The sequence below is a fragment of the Tessaracoccus bendigoensis DSM 12906 genome (genome assembly GCF_900141915.1).
Lineage (GTDB): Bacteria > Actinomycetota > Actinomycetes > Propionibacteriales > Propionibacteriaceae > Arachnia > Arachnia bendigoensis.
Genome location: NZ_FQZG01000004.1, coordinates 102,403 through 119,454 on the forward strand (window position 1 = coordinate 102,403; position 17,052 = coordinate 119,454).

At 67.3% G+C, this 17,052-nt stretch carries 12 protein-coding genes; 5 read left to right on the forward strand and 7 right to left on the reverse strand.

Going from position 1 to position 17,052, the window contains the following annotated elements; translation table 11 throughout:
* Positions 1-9: 9 nt before the first annotated feature.
* Both BUC15_RS01055 and ligD read right to left on the reverse strand, forming a co-directional pair.
* Positions 10-807, reverse strand: a complete 798-nt coding sequence (locus BUC15_RS01055; RefSeq protein ID WP_073185594.1) for a PP2C family protein-serine/threonine phosphatase — start codon at positions 805-807, stop codon at positions 10-12.
* 26 nt (positions 808-833) lie between these two features.
* Positions 834-1,775, reverse strand: a complete 942-nt coding sequence (gene ligD / locus BUC15_RS01060) for a non-homologous end-joining DNA ligase (RefSeq protein WP_073185596.1) — start codon at positions 1,773-1,775, stop codon at positions 834-836.
* A gap of 82 nt (positions 1,776-1,857) precedes the next feature.
* Between ligD and BUC15_RS01065 the strand changes: the two genes are divergently transcribed.
* From BUC15_RS01065 to nudC, 3 genes are read left to right on the forward strand one after another with little or no spacing between them, the layout of a single operon-like run.
* Positions 1,858-4,956 (forward strand): ATP-dependent helicase, encoded by a 3,099-nt coding sequence (locus tag BUC15_RS01065; protein WP_175558212.1) that lies wholly within the window; start codon positions 1,858-1,860, stop codon positions 4,954-4,956.
* A complete protein-coding gene (locus tag BUC15_RS01070; protein WP_073185600.1) occupies positions 4,956-8,132 on the forward strand; it encodes an ATP-dependent helicase in 3,177 nt (1,058 codons plus the stop codon). Before BUC15_RS01065 ends, BUC15_RS01070 begins: the two co-directional genes overlap by 1 nt.
* Positions 8,129-8,959: an NAD(+) diphosphatase gene (gene nudC, locus BUC15_RS01075; protein ID WP_073185602.1), complete on the forward strand. Its 831-nt coding sequence runs from the start codon at positions 8,129-8,131 to the stop codon at positions 8,957-8,959. The genes BUC15_RS01070 and nudC overlap by 4 nt, the downstream gene beginning before the upstream one ends.
* Here nudC and BUC15_RS01080 read toward each other — a convergent pair.
* Entirely contained in the window at positions 8,946-9,179 is a 234-nt protein-coding gene (locus tag BUC15_RS01080) for a DUF7455 domain-containing protein (RefSeq protein ID WP_425443320.1), read from the reverse strand. The two genes, nudC and BUC15_RS01080, sit on opposite strands and share 14 nt — an antisense overlap.
* 99 nt (positions 9,180-9,278) lie before the next feature.
* On the opposite strand from BUC15_RS01080, the gene BUC15_RS01085 reads away from it, so the two are divergent.
* Complete coding sequence (locus BUC15_RS01085) at positions 9,279-11,354, forward strand: DNA gyrase/topoisomerase IV subunit B (protein WP_073185605.1); 2,076 nt, start codon at positions 9,279-9,281, stop codon at positions 11,352-11,354.
* Positions 11,355-11,413: 59 nt separating this feature from the next.
* Here BUC15_RS01085 and BUC15_RS01090 read toward each other — a convergent pair whose 3' ends face one another.
* The 4 genes from BUC15_RS01090 to BUC15_RS01105 are packed head-to-tail and all read right to left on the reverse strand — an operon-like array spanning position 11,414 to position 16,023.
* Complete coding sequence (locus BUC15_RS01090) at positions 11,414-12,064, reverse strand: LutC/YkgG family protein (protein WP_073185607.1); 651 nt, start codon at positions 12,062-12,064, stop codon at positions 11,414-11,416.
* A complete protein-coding gene (locus BUC15_RS01095) occupies positions 12,061-13,542 on the reverse strand; it encodes a LutB/LldF family L-lactate oxidation iron-sulfur protein (protein ID WP_073185609.1) in 1,482 nt (493 codons plus the stop codon). The genes BUC15_RS01090 and BUC15_RS01095 overlap by 4 nt, the downstream gene beginning before the upstream one ends.
* The gene (locus BUC15_RS01100) at positions 13,539-14,297 is read right to left on the reverse strand and encodes a (Fe-S)-binding protein (protein WP_073185611.1); all 759 of its coding nucleotides are present in this window, start codon (positions 14,295-14,297) and stop codon (positions 13,539-13,541) included. The genes BUC15_RS01095 and BUC15_RS01100 overlap by 4 nt, the downstream gene beginning before the upstream one ends.
* A 13-nt stretch (positions 14,298-14,310) precedes the next feature.
* Complete coding sequence (locus BUC15_RS01105) at positions 14,311-16,023, reverse strand: L-lactate permease (RefSeq protein ID WP_245787843.1); 1,713 nt, start codon at positions 16,021-16,023, stop codon at positions 14,311-14,313.
* 100 nt (positions 16,024-16,123) lie between these two features.
* Between BUC15_RS01105 and BUC15_RS01110 the strand changes: the two genes are divergently transcribed.
* Positions 16,124-16,807 carry a FadR/GntR family transcriptional regulator gene (locus BUC15_RS01110; protein WP_073185628.1) on the forward strand — a complete coding sequence of 228 codons (684 nt, stop codon included), beginning with the start codon at positions 16,124-16,126 and terminating at the stop codon, positions 16,805-16,807.
* The last annotated feature ends 245 nt before the right edge of the window (positions 16,808-17,052 follow it).

Below are 17,052 nucleotides of genomic sequence, written 5' to 3' on the forward strand. Positions count from 1 at the left end.
GGAGGCGCGTCAGCACTCGATGCGCGCCACCACCGCGGTGGTGTTGTCGCGTCCACCCTGGTCGTTGGCCCATGCCACGAGCCGCTCGCAGAGTTGGCCGGGCGCCGGGGCCTCGGCCAGTTCTGCCCGGAACAGCGCAGACATGGCCTCCGGGGAACTCGCGTAGTTCCACAATCCGTCGGAACAGAGCAGCAGCCAACCGTTGCACTCAGGGTGGAAGACGATCACGGAGGGGGTGACATCGGTGGCCTGCCGCCCGAGCCACTTGGTGATCGCATGCGCCTGGCTCGACTGCTCGGCATCGTCTCTGGTCATGCCGAGCATGATTCGGGCCTGCGCCATCGAGTCGTCGGTCGACAGGAGGCGGCACGAGCCGTCATCTCCCAACCAGTAGGCCCGGGAGTCGCCGACGTTGCCGACGGCGAGCGTGCCCTCGTCGATGCCGGCCGCGATCAGGGTGCACGCCGACGGATCTTCCCTGGCTTCGAGCACCGCGCGGTTGGCCCCTTCGAAGGCCTGGACGAAAGCGAGATTCGCAGCCAGCCCCTGATGGTGGGCGCTGACCATGAGTTCGACCGCCGTCCGCGCCGCCACCAGGGAGGCGACCTCGGAGCCCTCGGCGGTCGTCACCCCGTCCGCAACCGCGATCATCGCTGTGCGGTGCGACTTGTCACGCACCGCAAGACACATCGCATCCTGGTTCGTCGGATGCCTGAGCCCGGTGTCGCTGCAGCCCGCCAACCAGGGGGCCGGCACGCGGGCGTAGTGCGAACGCTCTGAACGGTCCTCATGCATCTGGTCGGTCACTCCCAATCTCCCAACGCCTCAGCTGGTCAGGTCAGCGGTTCGGGCAACTCAGGGCTGTCCGGGGTCGGCATCTGAGTCTCCCATAGATCTCCGAGACTATGCACCCGCTCAAGCGCCTCGCCGGGGGAGACTGCCAGCGACGTCTCCGGCTGCAGTGCCGCGACCTCGTCCCACGTGAGCGGGGTGGCCACAGATGGCCGATTGAGGCCGCGGACCGAATAGGCACAGACGGTGTTCCGGGATGCCAGGTTCTGGGCGTAGTCGACGAAGATGAGGCCGGTGCGGGCCGCCCGGCTCATGTTCGCGACGAAGATCTTCGGATGTGACGACGTGAGCAGCCTGGCCAGCGACAGCGCGAAAGTGTAGACCTCAGATGCCGGGGTGGGGGCGATCGGAACGCTCAGCTGCAACCCCTTATTGCCGGAGGTCTTGGGAAACGCCACCAAACCGACCTCGGCCAGTTGTGTGGCGGTCATGATGGCTGCCCGCGCCGAGTCTGCCGGGGTGGTTCCGGGGCCGGGATCGAGGTCGATGATCAGTGTCGTGGCTCGAGGCTCATCCTCACCTTCCAGGACGATCCCCATGGGCCCCGACGTGGCCTCTGTCGTGCGCCACTGAGGCGTGTGCAATTCGACTGCGGCAAGGTTGGCGAGCCAGGCGAGGGTGGCACGGTCAGGCGCGGTGACATAGTTGACCGAGCCTGCCGAGGTCGCCACAGATACCGTCTTCACCCATTCGGGAGTGCCCGCTGGGGCGTTCTTCTCGAAGAACGAGCCTGCGGCGGTGCCTTCGGGGAACCGCACCCGGGTGATCGCACGGTCCCGCAGATGCGGCAGCATCGCCTCGGCCACCTCCACGTAGTAGGAAATCAGCTCGCCCTTGGTGAACCCATCCGGGAAGAGCGGCTTGTCCAAGTTCGTGAGGTTGAGTGCGACGCCGTCGATGTGGGTTGCGATCCTGTCGGTCATCGGTCTCCTCGGTTGCGCAAATCATGCCATGGCCTCCAGGCCAGTTCTTCCCCAGGTGAAAATGTCGGTGGTTGGTGGTTGCATGGTGCCCATGAGCTTCCGGATAGCGCTTCGCAACCCGCCGCACCTTCCGGAGCTCAACGGCGAGCAGGTGGCTGCCGCGGCGCCACATCGTGGCGTGTCGGTCGTGCTCGGCGGCCCGGGGACGGGCAAGACGTTGGTGGTCACGCAGGCTGCCGCTGGCCGTGTCCTCGCCGGCGGCTCCTTGGAGCGGGTCATCGTGCTCGCCCATTCACGCACCGCCGCCCAGCAGTTGCGTCGCGACATCACCCGCAGGCTGCCCCGGGCCCAGACCTCGGCGCAGGTCACCACCGTCCACGGGCTGGCCCTCGGCCTGATGCGGCGGTTCTGGCCGCACGCGGACACCCCCTGGCGGCTGATGCGGGCACCTGAGCAGGAGTCACGAATCCGTGAGCTGCTGGTCGGCTCCCGGGCCGACCATTGGCCAGACGAGGCGCACGCCGCACTAGGCACGAGGGCCTTCGCCCGACAGCTGCGCGAGGTGCTGGCCCGCGCGAGGCAGCTCTCACTCGACTCGGACGGGCTTGCGGCCCTGGCGGCTGAGGCGGGCGACCCGCTGTTCAGCGGCGTTGCCCGGTTCATGGAGGAGTACCTCATCATCGGAGACTTCTCCGGCACTCTCGACTACGCCGAGCTGATCTACCGGACACGTCTGCTGCTCACCGAACCCGACGTGGCTGCCGGGGTGGCTGCCACCTTCGACGCGGTGATCGTTGACGATGCCCACGAGTTGGACCCCGCTCAGGTGGCGCTCATCGCGGATCTGGCGCGCGTCGGGTTGCCCGTGCTGGCAGTGGGGGATCCGCACCAGCGCATCGGGGGGTACCGCGGCGCCAGCCGCAGTGCGCTCGCGGACCTGGCCGCAGTGCCCGGAGCACGCCTGTCCATCCTCCACATGGGGTGGCGCAACGCGGCCGAGGTCGCCGAGGCGCTGGCCGGCCTGGATGCCAGGCTGGACCAACTGCACGCGGCGCCCGCGCCGAAACCGGTCGGTGCCGCCGGGCTGGTCAAGGCGCGGATCTTCGACGACGAGTCCGCCGAACTCGCTCACGTCGCCGCCGAGCTCAGGCATTCGGTCACGCGTGAGGGCAACGCATGGTCCGACCTTGTCGTGGTCACAAGGGCTGGTCGTGCCCAGCTGAGCGCGGTCGCGACCGCGTTGATCCGGCTGGGGGTGCCTGTCGAGGTGTCGGGCGATGAGATCGCGTTGTCTGAGCAGCCGGCGGTGGCCACGCTCCTGCTCGCCCTGTCCGTCGCGGCCAGAGGGGCCGCACCCGAAAGCGATGAAGCGCGGCTGTTGCTGGCTTCGCCGCTCTGCGGACTCGACGGGGTGGCGCAGCGGGGCCTGGCACGCTCCCTGCTCGCCTCACATGCCGGTCTCGGCACGTCGGGAGCTTTGTTGGGCCGGAGCCTGAGGGAACCGGAGCTGCTCGACGGCCTCGTGACGCCCGAGGCCGAGGCGGCCCGTGACCTTGCCGGGCTGCTGCGGCGCGTCTCGGCACTGCTCGCAGGTGAGGCCGAGGTTCAAGTGGCGCTCTGGGAGCTCTGGGATGCCACCGACTGGCCTACGCGGCTGCGCGAACAGGCGCTCGGCGGGTCGCGGCGAGCCAACGCCGACCTGGACGCGATCGTCGAGCTGTTTGAACTTGCCGCTCGCATGGCGGAGCTGCGTGGGGCTGCCGGGGCTCTGACCTTCGGGCAGGAGGTGGCCGGGCAGGAGATCCCGGCCGACACCGGGCGCGAGCTGGTGGCCGAAGGGCGGGGTGTGCGCGTGATCACCGCGCACCGCACACGCGGGCTCGAATGGGAGCGCGTCTGGGTCATCGGCGTGCAGGAGGGTCTGTGGCCAAGGCTGAACCGGGCCGGTGTGATGCTTGATCCTGAGCGTCTCTCCGCCACGGGGCTGCAGCCTTCGAACCCAGCCGCCCAACTGGTACCGGAGCGCCAACTGTTCTATGTCGCCTGCTCCCGGGCCCGGTCTCTGCTCTCGGTGAGCGCCGTGCAGGGGATCGACGGTGAAGGGGGGAGGCCATCACGGTTCCTCGGCGAGTTGGGGGTGCCGGTGGAGCGGGTCCACGGGAGCCCGGGAGCGCTGCTGTCGACCGCAGCGCTCGTCGGCGACCTCAGGCGGAGCCTGGAAGACGAGGCCGTCTCGCCTGGCCTGCAGCGTGCCGCCGCGCTCAGGCTCGCAAGGTTGGCGGAGATCTCGGCACCGGACGGGTCGCCCGGGTTTCCGGGCAGCGATCCGTCAGGCTGGTGGGGCGCGGGAAGCCCGACCTCTGGCAGCGCCCCACCGACCGGTCCGATCCAGATCACCGGCAGTTCCCTGGAGGCCCTGCTTGAGTGCCCCCGACGCTGGTTCCTCGCGAGGAGGGCGAAGGCAGAAGGAAACCGCCAGTCCCGTGCCTCGATCGGCGACATCGTGCACCTGATCGCTCGGCAGGCGGCCGAGGTCGGCCTTACCGCAGAGCAGATGCGCGCCGAACTCGACCGGGTCTGGGAACAGATCCCGTTCGAGGCCGAATGGTTGTCCGCCACCGAGCGCTCAGCGATCGACGACGCCCTCGACCGATTCGCCCGCTACCAGGACTCCTCGGATCTGCTCGCCGTGGAGCAGGGGTTCCGGGTCCCACTTAGCATCGGGGACCGGGAGGTCGTCCTGGTCGGCACCGTCGATCGGCTGGAACGTGACGGGCAGGGCCGCCTCCGCGTCGTCGACCTGAAGACCGGCGGCCGGATCCCGCGTGAGGCCGAGGTCACAGACCATGCCCAACTCGGTGTCTATCAGCTGGCCGCCAGCCTCGGCGCCTTCGATGGCCTCTCAGGCGGGGAGCGCAGGGTCGCCCCACCTGCCCTGGCCTATCTCCGCGCTGACGGTGCGCTCCCGGCCATCGTGACGCAGCCGTCCATCGATGAAGCTCCCGCGCTGCCCGACCAGGAGCTGACGGTGGGGCCGACCTGGGTGCACGACCGGATCGCGCAAGCTGTCGACATCATCCGGGGAGGCGACTTCGACGCCGTCGAGTGCGGGGCATGCCGCTATTGCCAGTTCTCGGATTCATGCCCCATCCGGGACCGGGCAGGGAGGAATCAGCACTGATGAGCATCCGCCCGATTCGCCGCGCACTGCTGACCACACCAGGTCAGCTGGTCGATTCGCTTCAGATCCCGTTCTCCGATGAGCAACTGGACGCCATCACAGCACCGCTCGAGCCCACCGTGATCATCGCAGGTGCGGGCAGCGGCAAGACAACCGTGATGGCCGCACGGGTGGTGTGGCTCGTCGGGACGGGGCAGGTCAGGCCCGAGCAGGTGCTGGGGCTCACCTTCACCCGGAAGGCCGCCGCTGAGCTGGCCGACCGGATCTCGTCCGCACTGGACCGTGCGGGGGTGTTGGCGGGTGTCCCGGACGAAGGCGCGGAACTGGTGATGACGTACGACTCGTTCGCTGCCCGGCTGGTAAGCGAGTTCGGGCTGCGGATCGGCATCGAGCGCGACCCGGTGATGGTAACGGGCGCCAGTCGCTTCCGCCTCGCGACAAGAGTGGTCGCCGATGCCCCCGGCCCGTTCCGGAGCATCAGTCGGCTGCGGCACCACTCCATCCCCGAGCGGATCCTTGCCCTCGACGCCGAGATGCAGTCGCACCTGGTCGACGGCGACGCCGTGGCCGAGGCGACCCGGCGCGCAGGGCAGGCATTCGAGCAGGCGCCACTATACCGCGGCAACGTGATGAAGGACGTGCAGGCCGCCCTCGACGCAGGTGCCGAACGCCTCGAATTGCTCGACCTCGTGGGCCGCTACCAGGACCTGAAACGTCGTCTCGGCGTGGTCGAGTTCGCCGACCAGCTCCGGGAATCCGTACGGCTGGTCGGGGAGGTACCCGGTGTCGGAACGGAATTGCGGGACCGGTTCCGGGTGGTGCTGCTCGACGAGTACCAGGACACCTCGGCTGCGCAGGCGCGGCTCCTGCGCGGGCTGTTCACCGGCCCACCCGATTCCGACGCGATGGGGTTCCCCGTCACCGCCGTAGGTGACCCGTACCAGGCGATCTATGGGTGGCGAGGAGCGGCGGCAGCGAACATCCTCGAGTTCCCCTACCACTTCCGCCGCGGCGACGGCACACCGGCCCTGCGGCAGAGCCTCAGCGTCAACCGGCGCAGCGGACAACGGATCCTCGACGTCGGCAACACCCTGGCCGCGGGTCTGCGGGCCGCCCCAGGTGAGGCTGGCGTCTCCCTGGTGGCACCCGTGGGTGCCCCTCCCGGCGCGGTCGCGGCCGCCACCTTCGACACGTTCCCGGACGAGGTCGACTGGCTGGTCGAGGCGATCATCGGTCGTCAATCGAGCGGGGTTGCCTGGGCAGAGCAGGCCGTGCTGGTGCGCAGGAACGCGCTGCTGGCGCCCCTGTTCGAGGCGCTGCGGGACCGCGACGTGCCGGTGGAGATCGTGGGCCTCGGCGGTCTGCTCGGATTGCCCGAGATCGCGCCGATCGTGTCCACCCTCAGGATCATCGATGATGTGACGGCCAACCCGGACGTTGCGGCACTGCTGACGGGTCCACGATGGGCTGTCGGGCTCGCCGACCTTGAGGCCCTCGGGAACCGGGCCGTCGAACTCGCGCAGGGACGGCGACGGGCCGAAGGCTTCGAGGAGTCGCTCGTGGACGCCGTCACGCAGGCCGACCCAGGTGAAACGCCGTGCCTGCTGGATGCGGTGGCCGACCCGGGGGGAGCGCCCCTGACCACCGAGGCCCGCGACCGGCTGGCCCGATTCCATGCAGAACTGGCCGGGTTGCGCCGCCACGCGAGCGACCCGGTGGCCGACCTGGTAGCCAGGGTGGTCACCGTGCTCGGGCTGGAGCCGGAGCTCATCGCGACGGGTCGGGGCACCGCTCAGGTGGCGCGGTTCCTGGCCGAGGTCTCCAGCTACACCGATGTCGACGGCGACGGTACGCTCACTGGGCTGCTCGCCTACCTGGACGCGGAGGAGGATCATGGTGAAGGGTTGATGCAGGCCGTGCCCACCGCCGACGATTCGGTAAAGCTCATGACGGTGCACCGCGCCAAGGGCCTCGAGTGGGACACCGTCTACCTGCCGAGCCTCGTCGACAAGGTCTTCCCTGCGGAGTCACGCAGTGGCGCATGGCCGTCCAAAGCCCAGACGATGCCGGCCACGCTGCGTGGAGACGCTGACGCCGTCCCACAGCTGAGGAATTTCGACAAGGCGGGGCTCGGGGCCTACCGGGACGAGTTGAAGAGCGATCACCGCCTCTCAGAGGACCGGTTGGCCTATGTCGCAGTCACCAGGGCGAAGCGGTTCCTCGTGGCGTCCTCGCACGTCTGGACGCCGGGAAACGTCAGGCCAAGGGGAGAGTCACCCTATTTCGCGGTGGTGAAGGAAACGGCCTTGTCGCTCGGCACGTTTCTCGACGAGACGACCCGCGGGCTGGACGCGAACCCGGTGCCGTCCACACCGCAGCGCGCACACTGGCCCACCGTGGCCTCCCCCGATGCCAGCGCCCGACGTCACGAGGCGGTTGCATTGGCCCTTGAGGCGAGCCGACTGCAAGCGACCGACCCCGAACGGGCCGACGAATGGGTCTGGCAGTCCGGAACCACGAACGAGGCTGAAGCCGCGCAGCTGGCGGCTTGGGACGAGAGCGCGGGACACCTCACAGACCTGCTGGCCAGGCGGCGCGACCGGGCGGTGCGGCTTCCCGATGGGCTGTCCGCCACGGCGTTGATGGCGCTGCGCAACGACCCGGGGCAGTTTGCGCTCGGCCTGCTCCGACCGATGCCCCGCAAGCCTTCCACCGAGGCCAGGATCGGCACGCGCTTCCACGCCTGGCTGCAGGAGCGGTTCTCCCTGCCCGCCGGTCTCGACGAATTGGTCGCGCCGGATCTGCCGCCCGCCGACGACCTGCGCGCGCTCGTGGCCGCTTTCGAATCCGGGCAGTTCGCCGATCTGGCGCCCATCGGTGTGGAAGTACCCTTCCTGATGAGCCGTGGAGGCCACATCCTGCGTGGCCGGATCGACGCCGTCTACGCATGGCAAAGTCATGGCCTGGACTACCTGGTGGTCGACTGGAAGACGTCTCGGCGATCGGCCGACCCACTGCAATTGGCCGTTTACCGGCAGGCATGGGCGGAAGCCCGTGGCGTCGACCCCGGCCGGGTCGGTGCGGCGTTCTACCATGTGCTGAACGATCAGTTGCGGATGGTCGAGGCCCCCGCCTCGCTGATCGACGCGGCGCTGAGGATCGGAGTTGAGTCGTGAGCTACTGGAGCGGGCCGTCGTCGTTGGATCGTGTCGCAGATGCCCGAAGCGATGCGCAGCTGGATGAGGCATGGCGTCGCGCGCTGGTGCTGCGAGTCGACGGTGACGGGAGGGTCGCGGCCGATGCCGGTCGCCCGGCGGCTGTGCCCGCCACCGGGTCACGCACCGGCGACGACATCTACCTGGGCGTTTTCGACGGTCGGGCGTGGTTTGCCAGGTCGGTTCCTGAGCTGGTCGGCGAGTCCATCGCATGGAGGGACGCCCCACCCGACGAACACGACCCGATAGCGGCCGCGGTGTTCCTATCCAGGTGGAACCGGATGGCCCCCGTGTGTGAAAGGTGCGGATCCCCGACCGTGCCAGACCTGGGAGGGGTGCGGCGGGTTTGCCCGTCGTGCGGCTGGATCGCCTTTGCACGGATAGATCCGTGCGTCATCGTCGCAATCACCGATCCTGACGACCGCCTGCTCCTGGCCCGGAACTTCCAGTGGCCGGTTGGCCGCGTGTCGATCATCGCAGGCTTCGTGGAGGCGGGTGAGTCGGTGGAGCAGGCCTGTCATCGTGAGGTTGCCGAAGAGGTAGGAGTCACGCTTGAGAGCCTCAGCTACGTCAGCAGCCAGCCCTGGCCGATGCCGAGGTCGCTGATGCTCGGATTCGAGGCGCGTGCGGTCGACTCCCGGATAAACATCGACGGCGACGAGATCCTGGCGGGTACCTATTACACCCGCGCGGAACTCGCCGCCGCCGTCTCTATCGGTGAAGTTGTACTACCCGGTGGGGACTCGATCGCCCGACACCTCATCGAGCGTTGGCTCAGCTCACGCTGAGCCGACTCGTCTCATCCTGAATCCGGCTCGCGACCTCATTCAGCTTCTCGCGGTGGGCTGCGGCGTGATGCGCGCAGAAGAGAAGCTCCCCGCCTGAGCGGAGGAACACACGAAGATAGGCCTGAGCGCCGCATCGGTCACAACGGTCGAGTGCGGTAAGGGTCGGGTCTGTGGCGAGTTCGGTCATCTTGGCCTCCCATGCTTGAACTTGCTCTCTCATCTACATTGTCCAACGTACCTGCGTCGTTCAATGTTCCCGTGCAATGGGTCCAGCGTTTCGCAGTGGGAGGACTCCCACCACGGTGGGTAGTCTAGCCCGGTGCAGACCACGAGCAAGCAGCAGCATTCGCGCGAGTATGAGGCCAAGAACCTCCTCGTCCTGGAAGGACTCGAGGCTGTGCGCAAGCGCCCGGCGATGTACATCGGCTCGACCGACACCCGCGGGCTCATGCACTGTCTCTGGGAGATCATCGACAATTCGGTCGATGAGGCGCTGGCCGGGTTCGGCACTGCGATCGAGGTGGTGCTGGGCGATGACGGTTCGGTGATCGTGCGGGACGAGGCGCGCGGGATCCCCGTTGACACCGAGCCGCGAACCGGACTGTCCGGGGTAGAGGTGGTATTCACCAAGCTCCACGCCGGGGGCAAGTTCGGCAACTCCTCCTACAACGCGACAGGCGGCCTGCACGGTGTCGGGGCCTCGGTCGTGAACGCCCTCAGCTCCCGCCTGGACGTGCAGGTCGACCGATCCGGGTCCACCTGGGAGATGAGTTTCAGGCGGGGTGTGCCGGGAGTCTTCGACGGGGACGGCCCCGAGGCGGGTTTCACCCCTCAAGGGGGCCTCCGGAAGGTCGGACGGGTCGCGAAGACGAAAACCGGCACCCGGGTGCGCTACTGGCCCGATCGGCAGATCTTCCTGACCGACGCGGGGCTGTCCGTGCCCCAGCTCCACGACCGGGCACGCCAGACGTCCTTCCTGGTGCCCGGGTTGAGGATCGTGGTCGAGGACCGGCGCGACGCCGGCATGCCCGCCCGTGAGGAGTTCATGCATGAAGGCGGGATCACCGAGTTCGCCGAGTTCCTGGCTGCCGACGGGCCGCTCACCGACGTCATCCGGCTGAGGGGCACGGACTCATTCACCGAAACGGTTCCGATGCTGGATGCGGCAGGGGCGATGACCGCCACCGACGTCGAGCGCGACCTCGACGTCGACATCGCGGTGAGATGGGGGACCGGCTACGACACGACGCTGCGCTCATTCGTCAACATCATCGCCACCCCGAAGGGTGGCACCCACGTCTCCGGTTTCGAGCGGGGCCTCACCCGAGCATTCGTGAAGTCGTTCGAGGGAACCCGTGGGCTGTTGAAGGCCGGTGAGGAGATCGTCAAGGACGACTGCCTGGAGGGTCTGACCGCCGTGGTCACCGTCAGGCTTGCCGAGCCCCAGTTCGAGGGGCAGACCAAGGAGGTGCTCGGCACCCCTCCCGTGCAGCGGCTCGTCGCCCGCGTCGTCGAATCCGAACTGGGTGACTTCCTTTCGGCCACCAAAACCAGGCAGGTTGCGCGGTCGCTGCAGGAGAAGGTGGTGTCGGCTTCCCGCACGCGAGTGCAGGCCAGGGCCCACAAGGAGAACCAGCGGCGCAAGAACGCGCTCGAAAGCTCCACGCTGCCGCCGAAACTGAAGGACTGTCGCTCCAACAACATGGATCTGACAGAGCTGTTCATCGTCGAGGGCGACTCGGCTCTCGGCACAGCCAACGTGGCCCGCAACTCCGAGTTCCAGGCGCTGCTGCCGATCCGGGGCAAGATCCTGAACGTCCAGAAAGCTTCGGTGGGCGACATGCTGAAGAACGCCGAATGCGCCTCCATAATCCAGGTGGTCGGCGCCGGCTCGGGGCGCACCTTCGACCCGGAGAACGCCCGGTACGGCAAGGTGATCTTCATGGCAGACGCCGACAGCGACGGAGCGCACATCAGATGCCTGCTCGCCACGCTGTTCTTCCGCTACATGCGCCCGCTGGTGGAGGCCGGTCGGGTGTACTCGGCGGTTCCGCCGCTGCACCGTTTCGAGCTGATCCAGCCGAAGCGCGGCTACGAGAAGTACATCTACACCTACTCCGACGCCGAGTATCAACGCAAGCTTGCCGAACTGACCAAGCGGGGGCAGAAGTTCAAGGAACCGCAGCGCTACAAGGGGCTGGGCGAGATGGACGCAGATCAGTTGGCCGATACCACCATGAGTCCGCGGCACCGGACGCTGCGTCGTCTGACCGTCGACGACGCGGTGGCCGCCGAACGCGTGTTCGAGATGCTGATGGGCAATGAAGTCGCCCCCCGCAAGGAGTTCATCGTCGAGGGCGCCTACGCGTTGGAGGCCGATCGGATCGACGCCTGACGACGTACCGGGGCCCGGCCTGCGCTCGCAGACCGGGCCCCCTTCGGTGTCGGTGCCGGTCAGTCGACGAGAATCACCCAGAGGTGGCGTGGTCCGTGCACACCCTCCACGCGACTCAGCTCGATGTCACTGGTCGCCGACCCACCGCTCAGCCATGTCACCGGATGCCGTGCGCGGAGCGCCGGTGCCAGGCGGGCGATGCCTTCGGGGACGTCACTGACCACCTGGTCTGAACGCACCACGCAGACGTGGCGGTCAGGCAGGAGGGACAGCGCCCGGCGTCCCTGGCCGGGTCCGTGGTCGAGCGCGATGGTTCCCGAGTCGGCCATCCCGACGGCCGCCGTGGTGACGACGGCGTCGATCACGTTCAACTGGGCATGGGTCAACTGCGGTTCGTCCCGGTGGATCTCGACCCCGGCCGCGGAGAGCGATTCAGCCCATCCGTCGGGGATGCCGTCAGGTAGCACCGTGCTGGTCGCACCGAGTTCGCGCAAAGCATCGACGATGGCGTCGCCGACGCCATCCGAGGCCACCCGGACGACCCGGGCCTTGTAGTCTTCGACCTTCTCTACGAAGTCGCCGAGGACATCGGTCGTGGCCAGCGCCCTACCGTAGGTCCAGTGCACGGGCACATCCAGCGCAGGATCTACGGTCTTGACGTCTGTGGTTGCCTTGCGGATGCGGCTCAGCACCTCTTCACGGGCGCTCATCGGTTCTCTCCTTCGCGGTTCTTCTTCCACCATTGCCTGAAGGTTTCGGTGGGAGGCGGTTCGACGTCGCGGGCCTGTAGCCAACGTTCGGCCAGCGGGATCGGCATTGGTCCGAGCCACTTGTCCTTGAAGATGCGGCCCGCGGTCCTGGTGGCCGTCTGGGCGCTGGACAGGTGGGTACCGTCCTTCATCACCCAGGCCGCGCCCTTCATCAGGCCCTGCTCGATGGTGGGGTGCTTACTCGTCTTGTAGTCGACGACCTTGTTGCGCAGGTGAACGAGGATGTCTGTGAAGGGGATCCGGACCGGGCAGACCTCGTTGCAGGCGCCGCACAGGGTCGAAGCGAACGGGAGGGCCCGGTCGCGCTCCTCCTCGAGGCCCCGCAACTGGGGGCCCAGGATCGCGCCGATCGGTCCGGGGTACATGGACCCGTAGGCATGACCACCGACCCGTTCGTAGACGGGACAGACGTTGAGGCAGGCGGAGCAGCGGATGCAGCGCAGGGCGGCCCGCCCGACGGGGTCGGCCAGCACGTTGCTGCGGCCGTTGTCGAGCAGGACCACGTGAAGATCCTGAGGTCCGTCGCCCGGGGTCACACCGGTCCACAGCGAGGTGTACGGGTTCATCCGCTCGGCCGTCGAGGATCGGGGCAGCAGCTTCAGGAAGACCTCGAGGTCCTCGATCGTCGGCAGGATCTTCTCGATGCCCACGACCGAGACCAGCGTCTCGGGCAGGGTCAGACACATGCGGCCGTTTCCCTCGGACTCGACGATCACCAGCGTGCCGGTCTCAGCAACGATGAAGTTGCCGCCGGAGACTGCCATCTTGGAGCGCAGGAACTTCTCCCGCAGGTGGGCCCTGGCCGCATTGGTCAATTCCCCGGGGTCGTCGGAGATGCCCTCGGGTGCGGGGGTGCCGTAGGTGCCCATCTCCGTGGTGAAGATCTCACGGACCTCCGACCGGTTGCGGTGGATGGCAGGCACGAGGATGTGGCTGGGCAGGTCGTGGCCGAGCTGCACGATGAGTTCGGCGAGGTCGGTCTCCCAGGCCGCGATGCCTTCCTGTTCGAGGGCCTCGTTCAGGTCGATCTCCTGCGTCACCATCGACTTGATCTTGACGACTTCGTCGACGCCCTTCGCCTTGGCGATCTCGGCGACGATCCGGTTGGCCTCGGCGCCGTCCCTGGCCCAGTGCACGGTCACGCCCGCCTCGGTCATGGCCTTCTCGGCCTGCACGAGGTAGGTGTCGAGGTGGCGTCCGACGCGGTCCTTGATCTCGGCTGCCGCGGTGCGCAACTCCTCCCAGTTATCGACCTCCGCGGCGCGCAGGAGCCGCTTGGTGCGGATCGTCCCTGTGGCGTGGCGCAGGTTCTTGCGCTGTTCGGCCTTGGCTAGTTCTTCCTTGACCGCCTCCGGGAACGGGGGGATTCCCAACCAGGACGGTGGTTGCGGGGTGAGCCTCTCTTGGGTGGTGGTCATGCCACCGCCACCTCCTTTTCGGTGCTGGCGAGGATCTCGGCGATGTGGATGGTCCTGATTCCCGAACGCTGCCGGTGCAAGACCCCTCCGATGTTCATCAGGCAGGCGTGGTCGCCTGCCACCAGGTACTCGGCATCGGTGGAACGGACGTGGCGGGCCTTGTCCGAGGCCATCGCGATGGAGACATCGGGGTTCTTCATCGAGAAGGTGCCACCGAAACCACAGCACTGCTCCGCCATGGGAAGCTCGACGAGGTCGATGCCCCGCACCGCGCGCAACAGCTGCAGAGGTCGGTCGCCGACCTTCGTGATCCTCATTGAATGGCAGGTGGGGTGGTAGGTGACCCGGTGCGGGAAGTAGGCGCCGACATCAGTCACGCCGAGGACATCGACCAGGAACTCAGTCAGCTCGTAGGTGCGACCGGCGACCGCGGTCGCGTCCGCCTGGAGCGCCTTGTCGCCCGACTTTTCTGCGAGCATGGCGTGCTGTTCGCGCACCGATCCGACGCATGAGCCCGATGGGGCGACGATGTAGTCGTACTCCCCGAAGGACTTGACGTAGTTGCGAACGGTCGGCAGTGCCTCCTTGAAGTAGCCGGTATTGGTCATGATCTGGCCGCAGCACGTCTGGCTGGCTGGGTAGGAAACCTTGCAGCCAAGACGCTCGAGGAGTTGCACGGTGGCGATCGGGATCGAGGGCTTCATCGTGTCGGTGATGCAGGTCGCAAACAGTGCGACATGTGGTGCGGTTGGCATGTCAGCCTTTCATTCAGGGGAGGAGCCAGCTGAGCACTGGGGTGGACATGAGGCCGGAGATGAGGCAGAGCAGGACGAGCAGCACGAGGCTCCACCCGATGATGCGACGCAGGATGAGCGACTCCGAACCGGGCTGCCCGATCGCCGTGGCAGCGATGGTCAGCGACTGCGGCGAGATCATCTTCCCGACCACGCCGCCTGCCGCGCTGGATCCGACAAGCAGGGCGCGCATCGAATCCGTGCCGAGGTGGCTGCCGGGGCCGATCTCGGCTCCGACGCCGGACTGGAGGCCGGAGAACAGGATGTTCGCGGAGGTGTCCGATCCGGTGAGGTAGGTGCCCAGCCAGCCGAGTACTGGGGCGAAGAACGGGTAGGCCACCCCGACGCCTGCGAGGAACAGGCCGAGCGCGAGGGTCTGACCGGAGTCGCCCATCACGTAGGCCAGGGCGACGACCGAACCGATCGTCAGCATCGCGAAGCGCATCTTCTTCACGTTGATCCAGAGGATCTTGAAGATCTGCGTCAGCGGCATGCGGTAGATCAGGCCCGTGAGGATCGCGACCAGCGCCAGGAGGATGCCGGGCGTTGAGGCCCATGCGAAGGTGTAGGTCTGGTGCGCCGCCGCCTCACCTGCGCTGTTGAGGAGGCCGCTGAGCCCGGGCCATGCGAACTGCAGGTCGGTGGAGGCGAGGACCGCCTTGATCGGCGGGATGGCAGCAATCCCGAACACGATGATGACCAGGAGGTAGGGGACCAACGCCATCACGATCCGACGGCTTGTGAGAGGGGTCTCGGTCACCGCCTCGGTGAGCGTCGTGCCAGCATCGGGGGCGGGCTTCGAAGGCGTTCCTCCGGAGGTTTCCGGGGCGGTCGCTGTGGTGGAGCCGCCCGGCTTCCACACCTTGAGGAACGCGATGCCGACGCCGACGCTGACAACCGCCGCGAACACCTCTGTCAGGTTGTACAGCGGTGTGGCCGACACGATCCACTTGGTGATCCCGAAGCTGATCCCGACGACCAGACCAAAGGGCCAGACCTCCTTCAGGCCCTTCTTCCCATCCATGACGAGCAGGAGCAGGAACGGCACGACAAGGCACAGCATCGCCGTCATGCGGCCGGTGATGGGCGAGATGTCGAGGACGTCCTCGAAGCCACCGGTCTTGGCTGCCATCAACACGGGGAGCCCGACGGCGCCGAACGCCACAGGGACGGTGTTGGCCAGGAGCGCCACCAGTGCGGACTTGATCGGCTCGAAGCCGATTGCCAGCAGCATCGCCGCCGTGATCGCCACCGGGGCACCGAACCCGGCGAGCGCCTCCAACAGTCCACCGAAGCAGAAGGTGATCAGGAGCGCCAGAACCCGCTTGTCGTCGCTGATCAGGAAGAAGGTGCGGCGCAGGTCGTCGAACCGGCCTGAATGGACCGTGACCTCGTACATCCAGATGGCGGTCACCAGGATCCACACGATGGGGAAGATGCCGTACAGGAAGCCGTGGGTGCTCGTGGCGAGCGCCATCGTCACCGGCATCCCGAAGGCCGTGATGGCGACGACCGCCGCCACTGCCCACGAGAAGGCACCGGCCATGTAGGCCTTCCAACGCAGGGCCCCGAGCGTGATCAGCATGGAGAAGATGGGCAGCGCAGCGAGTAGCGCGGAGAGCCACTGTTGCCCGAGCGGGTTGGTGGCCGGCTGGAAGGTGTCCAGAAGCATCGGTTCGAACTCCATCGTTCATGGTTGGTCAGACCAAAAAGGTCTGGTCTGACCATAATTCGGAACGTGGGGTCATGTCAATCCATACCCCATCACTATGCGCAACAATTGGCCCATGACGACGGGTGGCTTCGAGCCGGTACTTGACTTCCTGACCGGGGAGATCCTCGACGGTCGGGTCGGGCCGGGTGACAGGCTGCCCACCGAGCGGGGGTTGGCGACGCAACTGGGAGCCAGCAGGAGCGCTGTGCGTGAGGCGATTAAGGTGCTCCAGGCGCAGGGCGTCATCACCTCGCACACGGGGCCGGGCGGTGGCACCAGGGTCACGGCACATCAGGGGCCGGCGCTCGGGAGGATGCTGAAGCTGCACGTCGCCCTCGATGCGATCTCGTTCGAAGAGGTCACCGAGACCCGCGTCGTCCTGGAGAGGGCAGCAGCACGGGCCGCAGCGGAGAGCTGTGATGATGAGGCTGCCGCTGAACTCGAGGGGATGCTGGAGCAAATGAGGGTCACCCTCGAGGCGGATGCCTACAACCGACTCGACACCGCCTTCCACGTGGCCATCGCCGGGCTGGGTGCGAACCGGCTGGTACGCGACGTCACCGTCGCGATCCGCGAGGCAGTTGCGAGGCCGATTCTGCAGGCCGAGCAGTTCCTACCGGAGTGGGAGGAGTTCCGTAGGGAGTTGAATGTGGAACACGAGGGGATACTGCAGGCGCTGCGGGCCGGCGACGGAAACCTCGCAGCCGACCGCTGCGAGGCACACATCCGTTCGGCGCACCACACACTGCTTCCGTGAGAGACGTCCCTGCCCGGGGGCTCACATCCAGTGCTGGGTACACCGGATCGCCGTCGTCTGGAGGGGGACGGGCCGAGGTCCGGGTAGCGTTCGGCGCCTATCCGACCGGGTCTGGCTGGAGACGCTGTTAATAGATCCGGCTTCCTGGTCCCCACGGCAGAGAGCCGGAAAATCGACCAGTGGTCGATTCTGCTGTGTCTGACGTCGAGGATCGGCCACTGCCTACTGGCGACGCCGTGAATCCG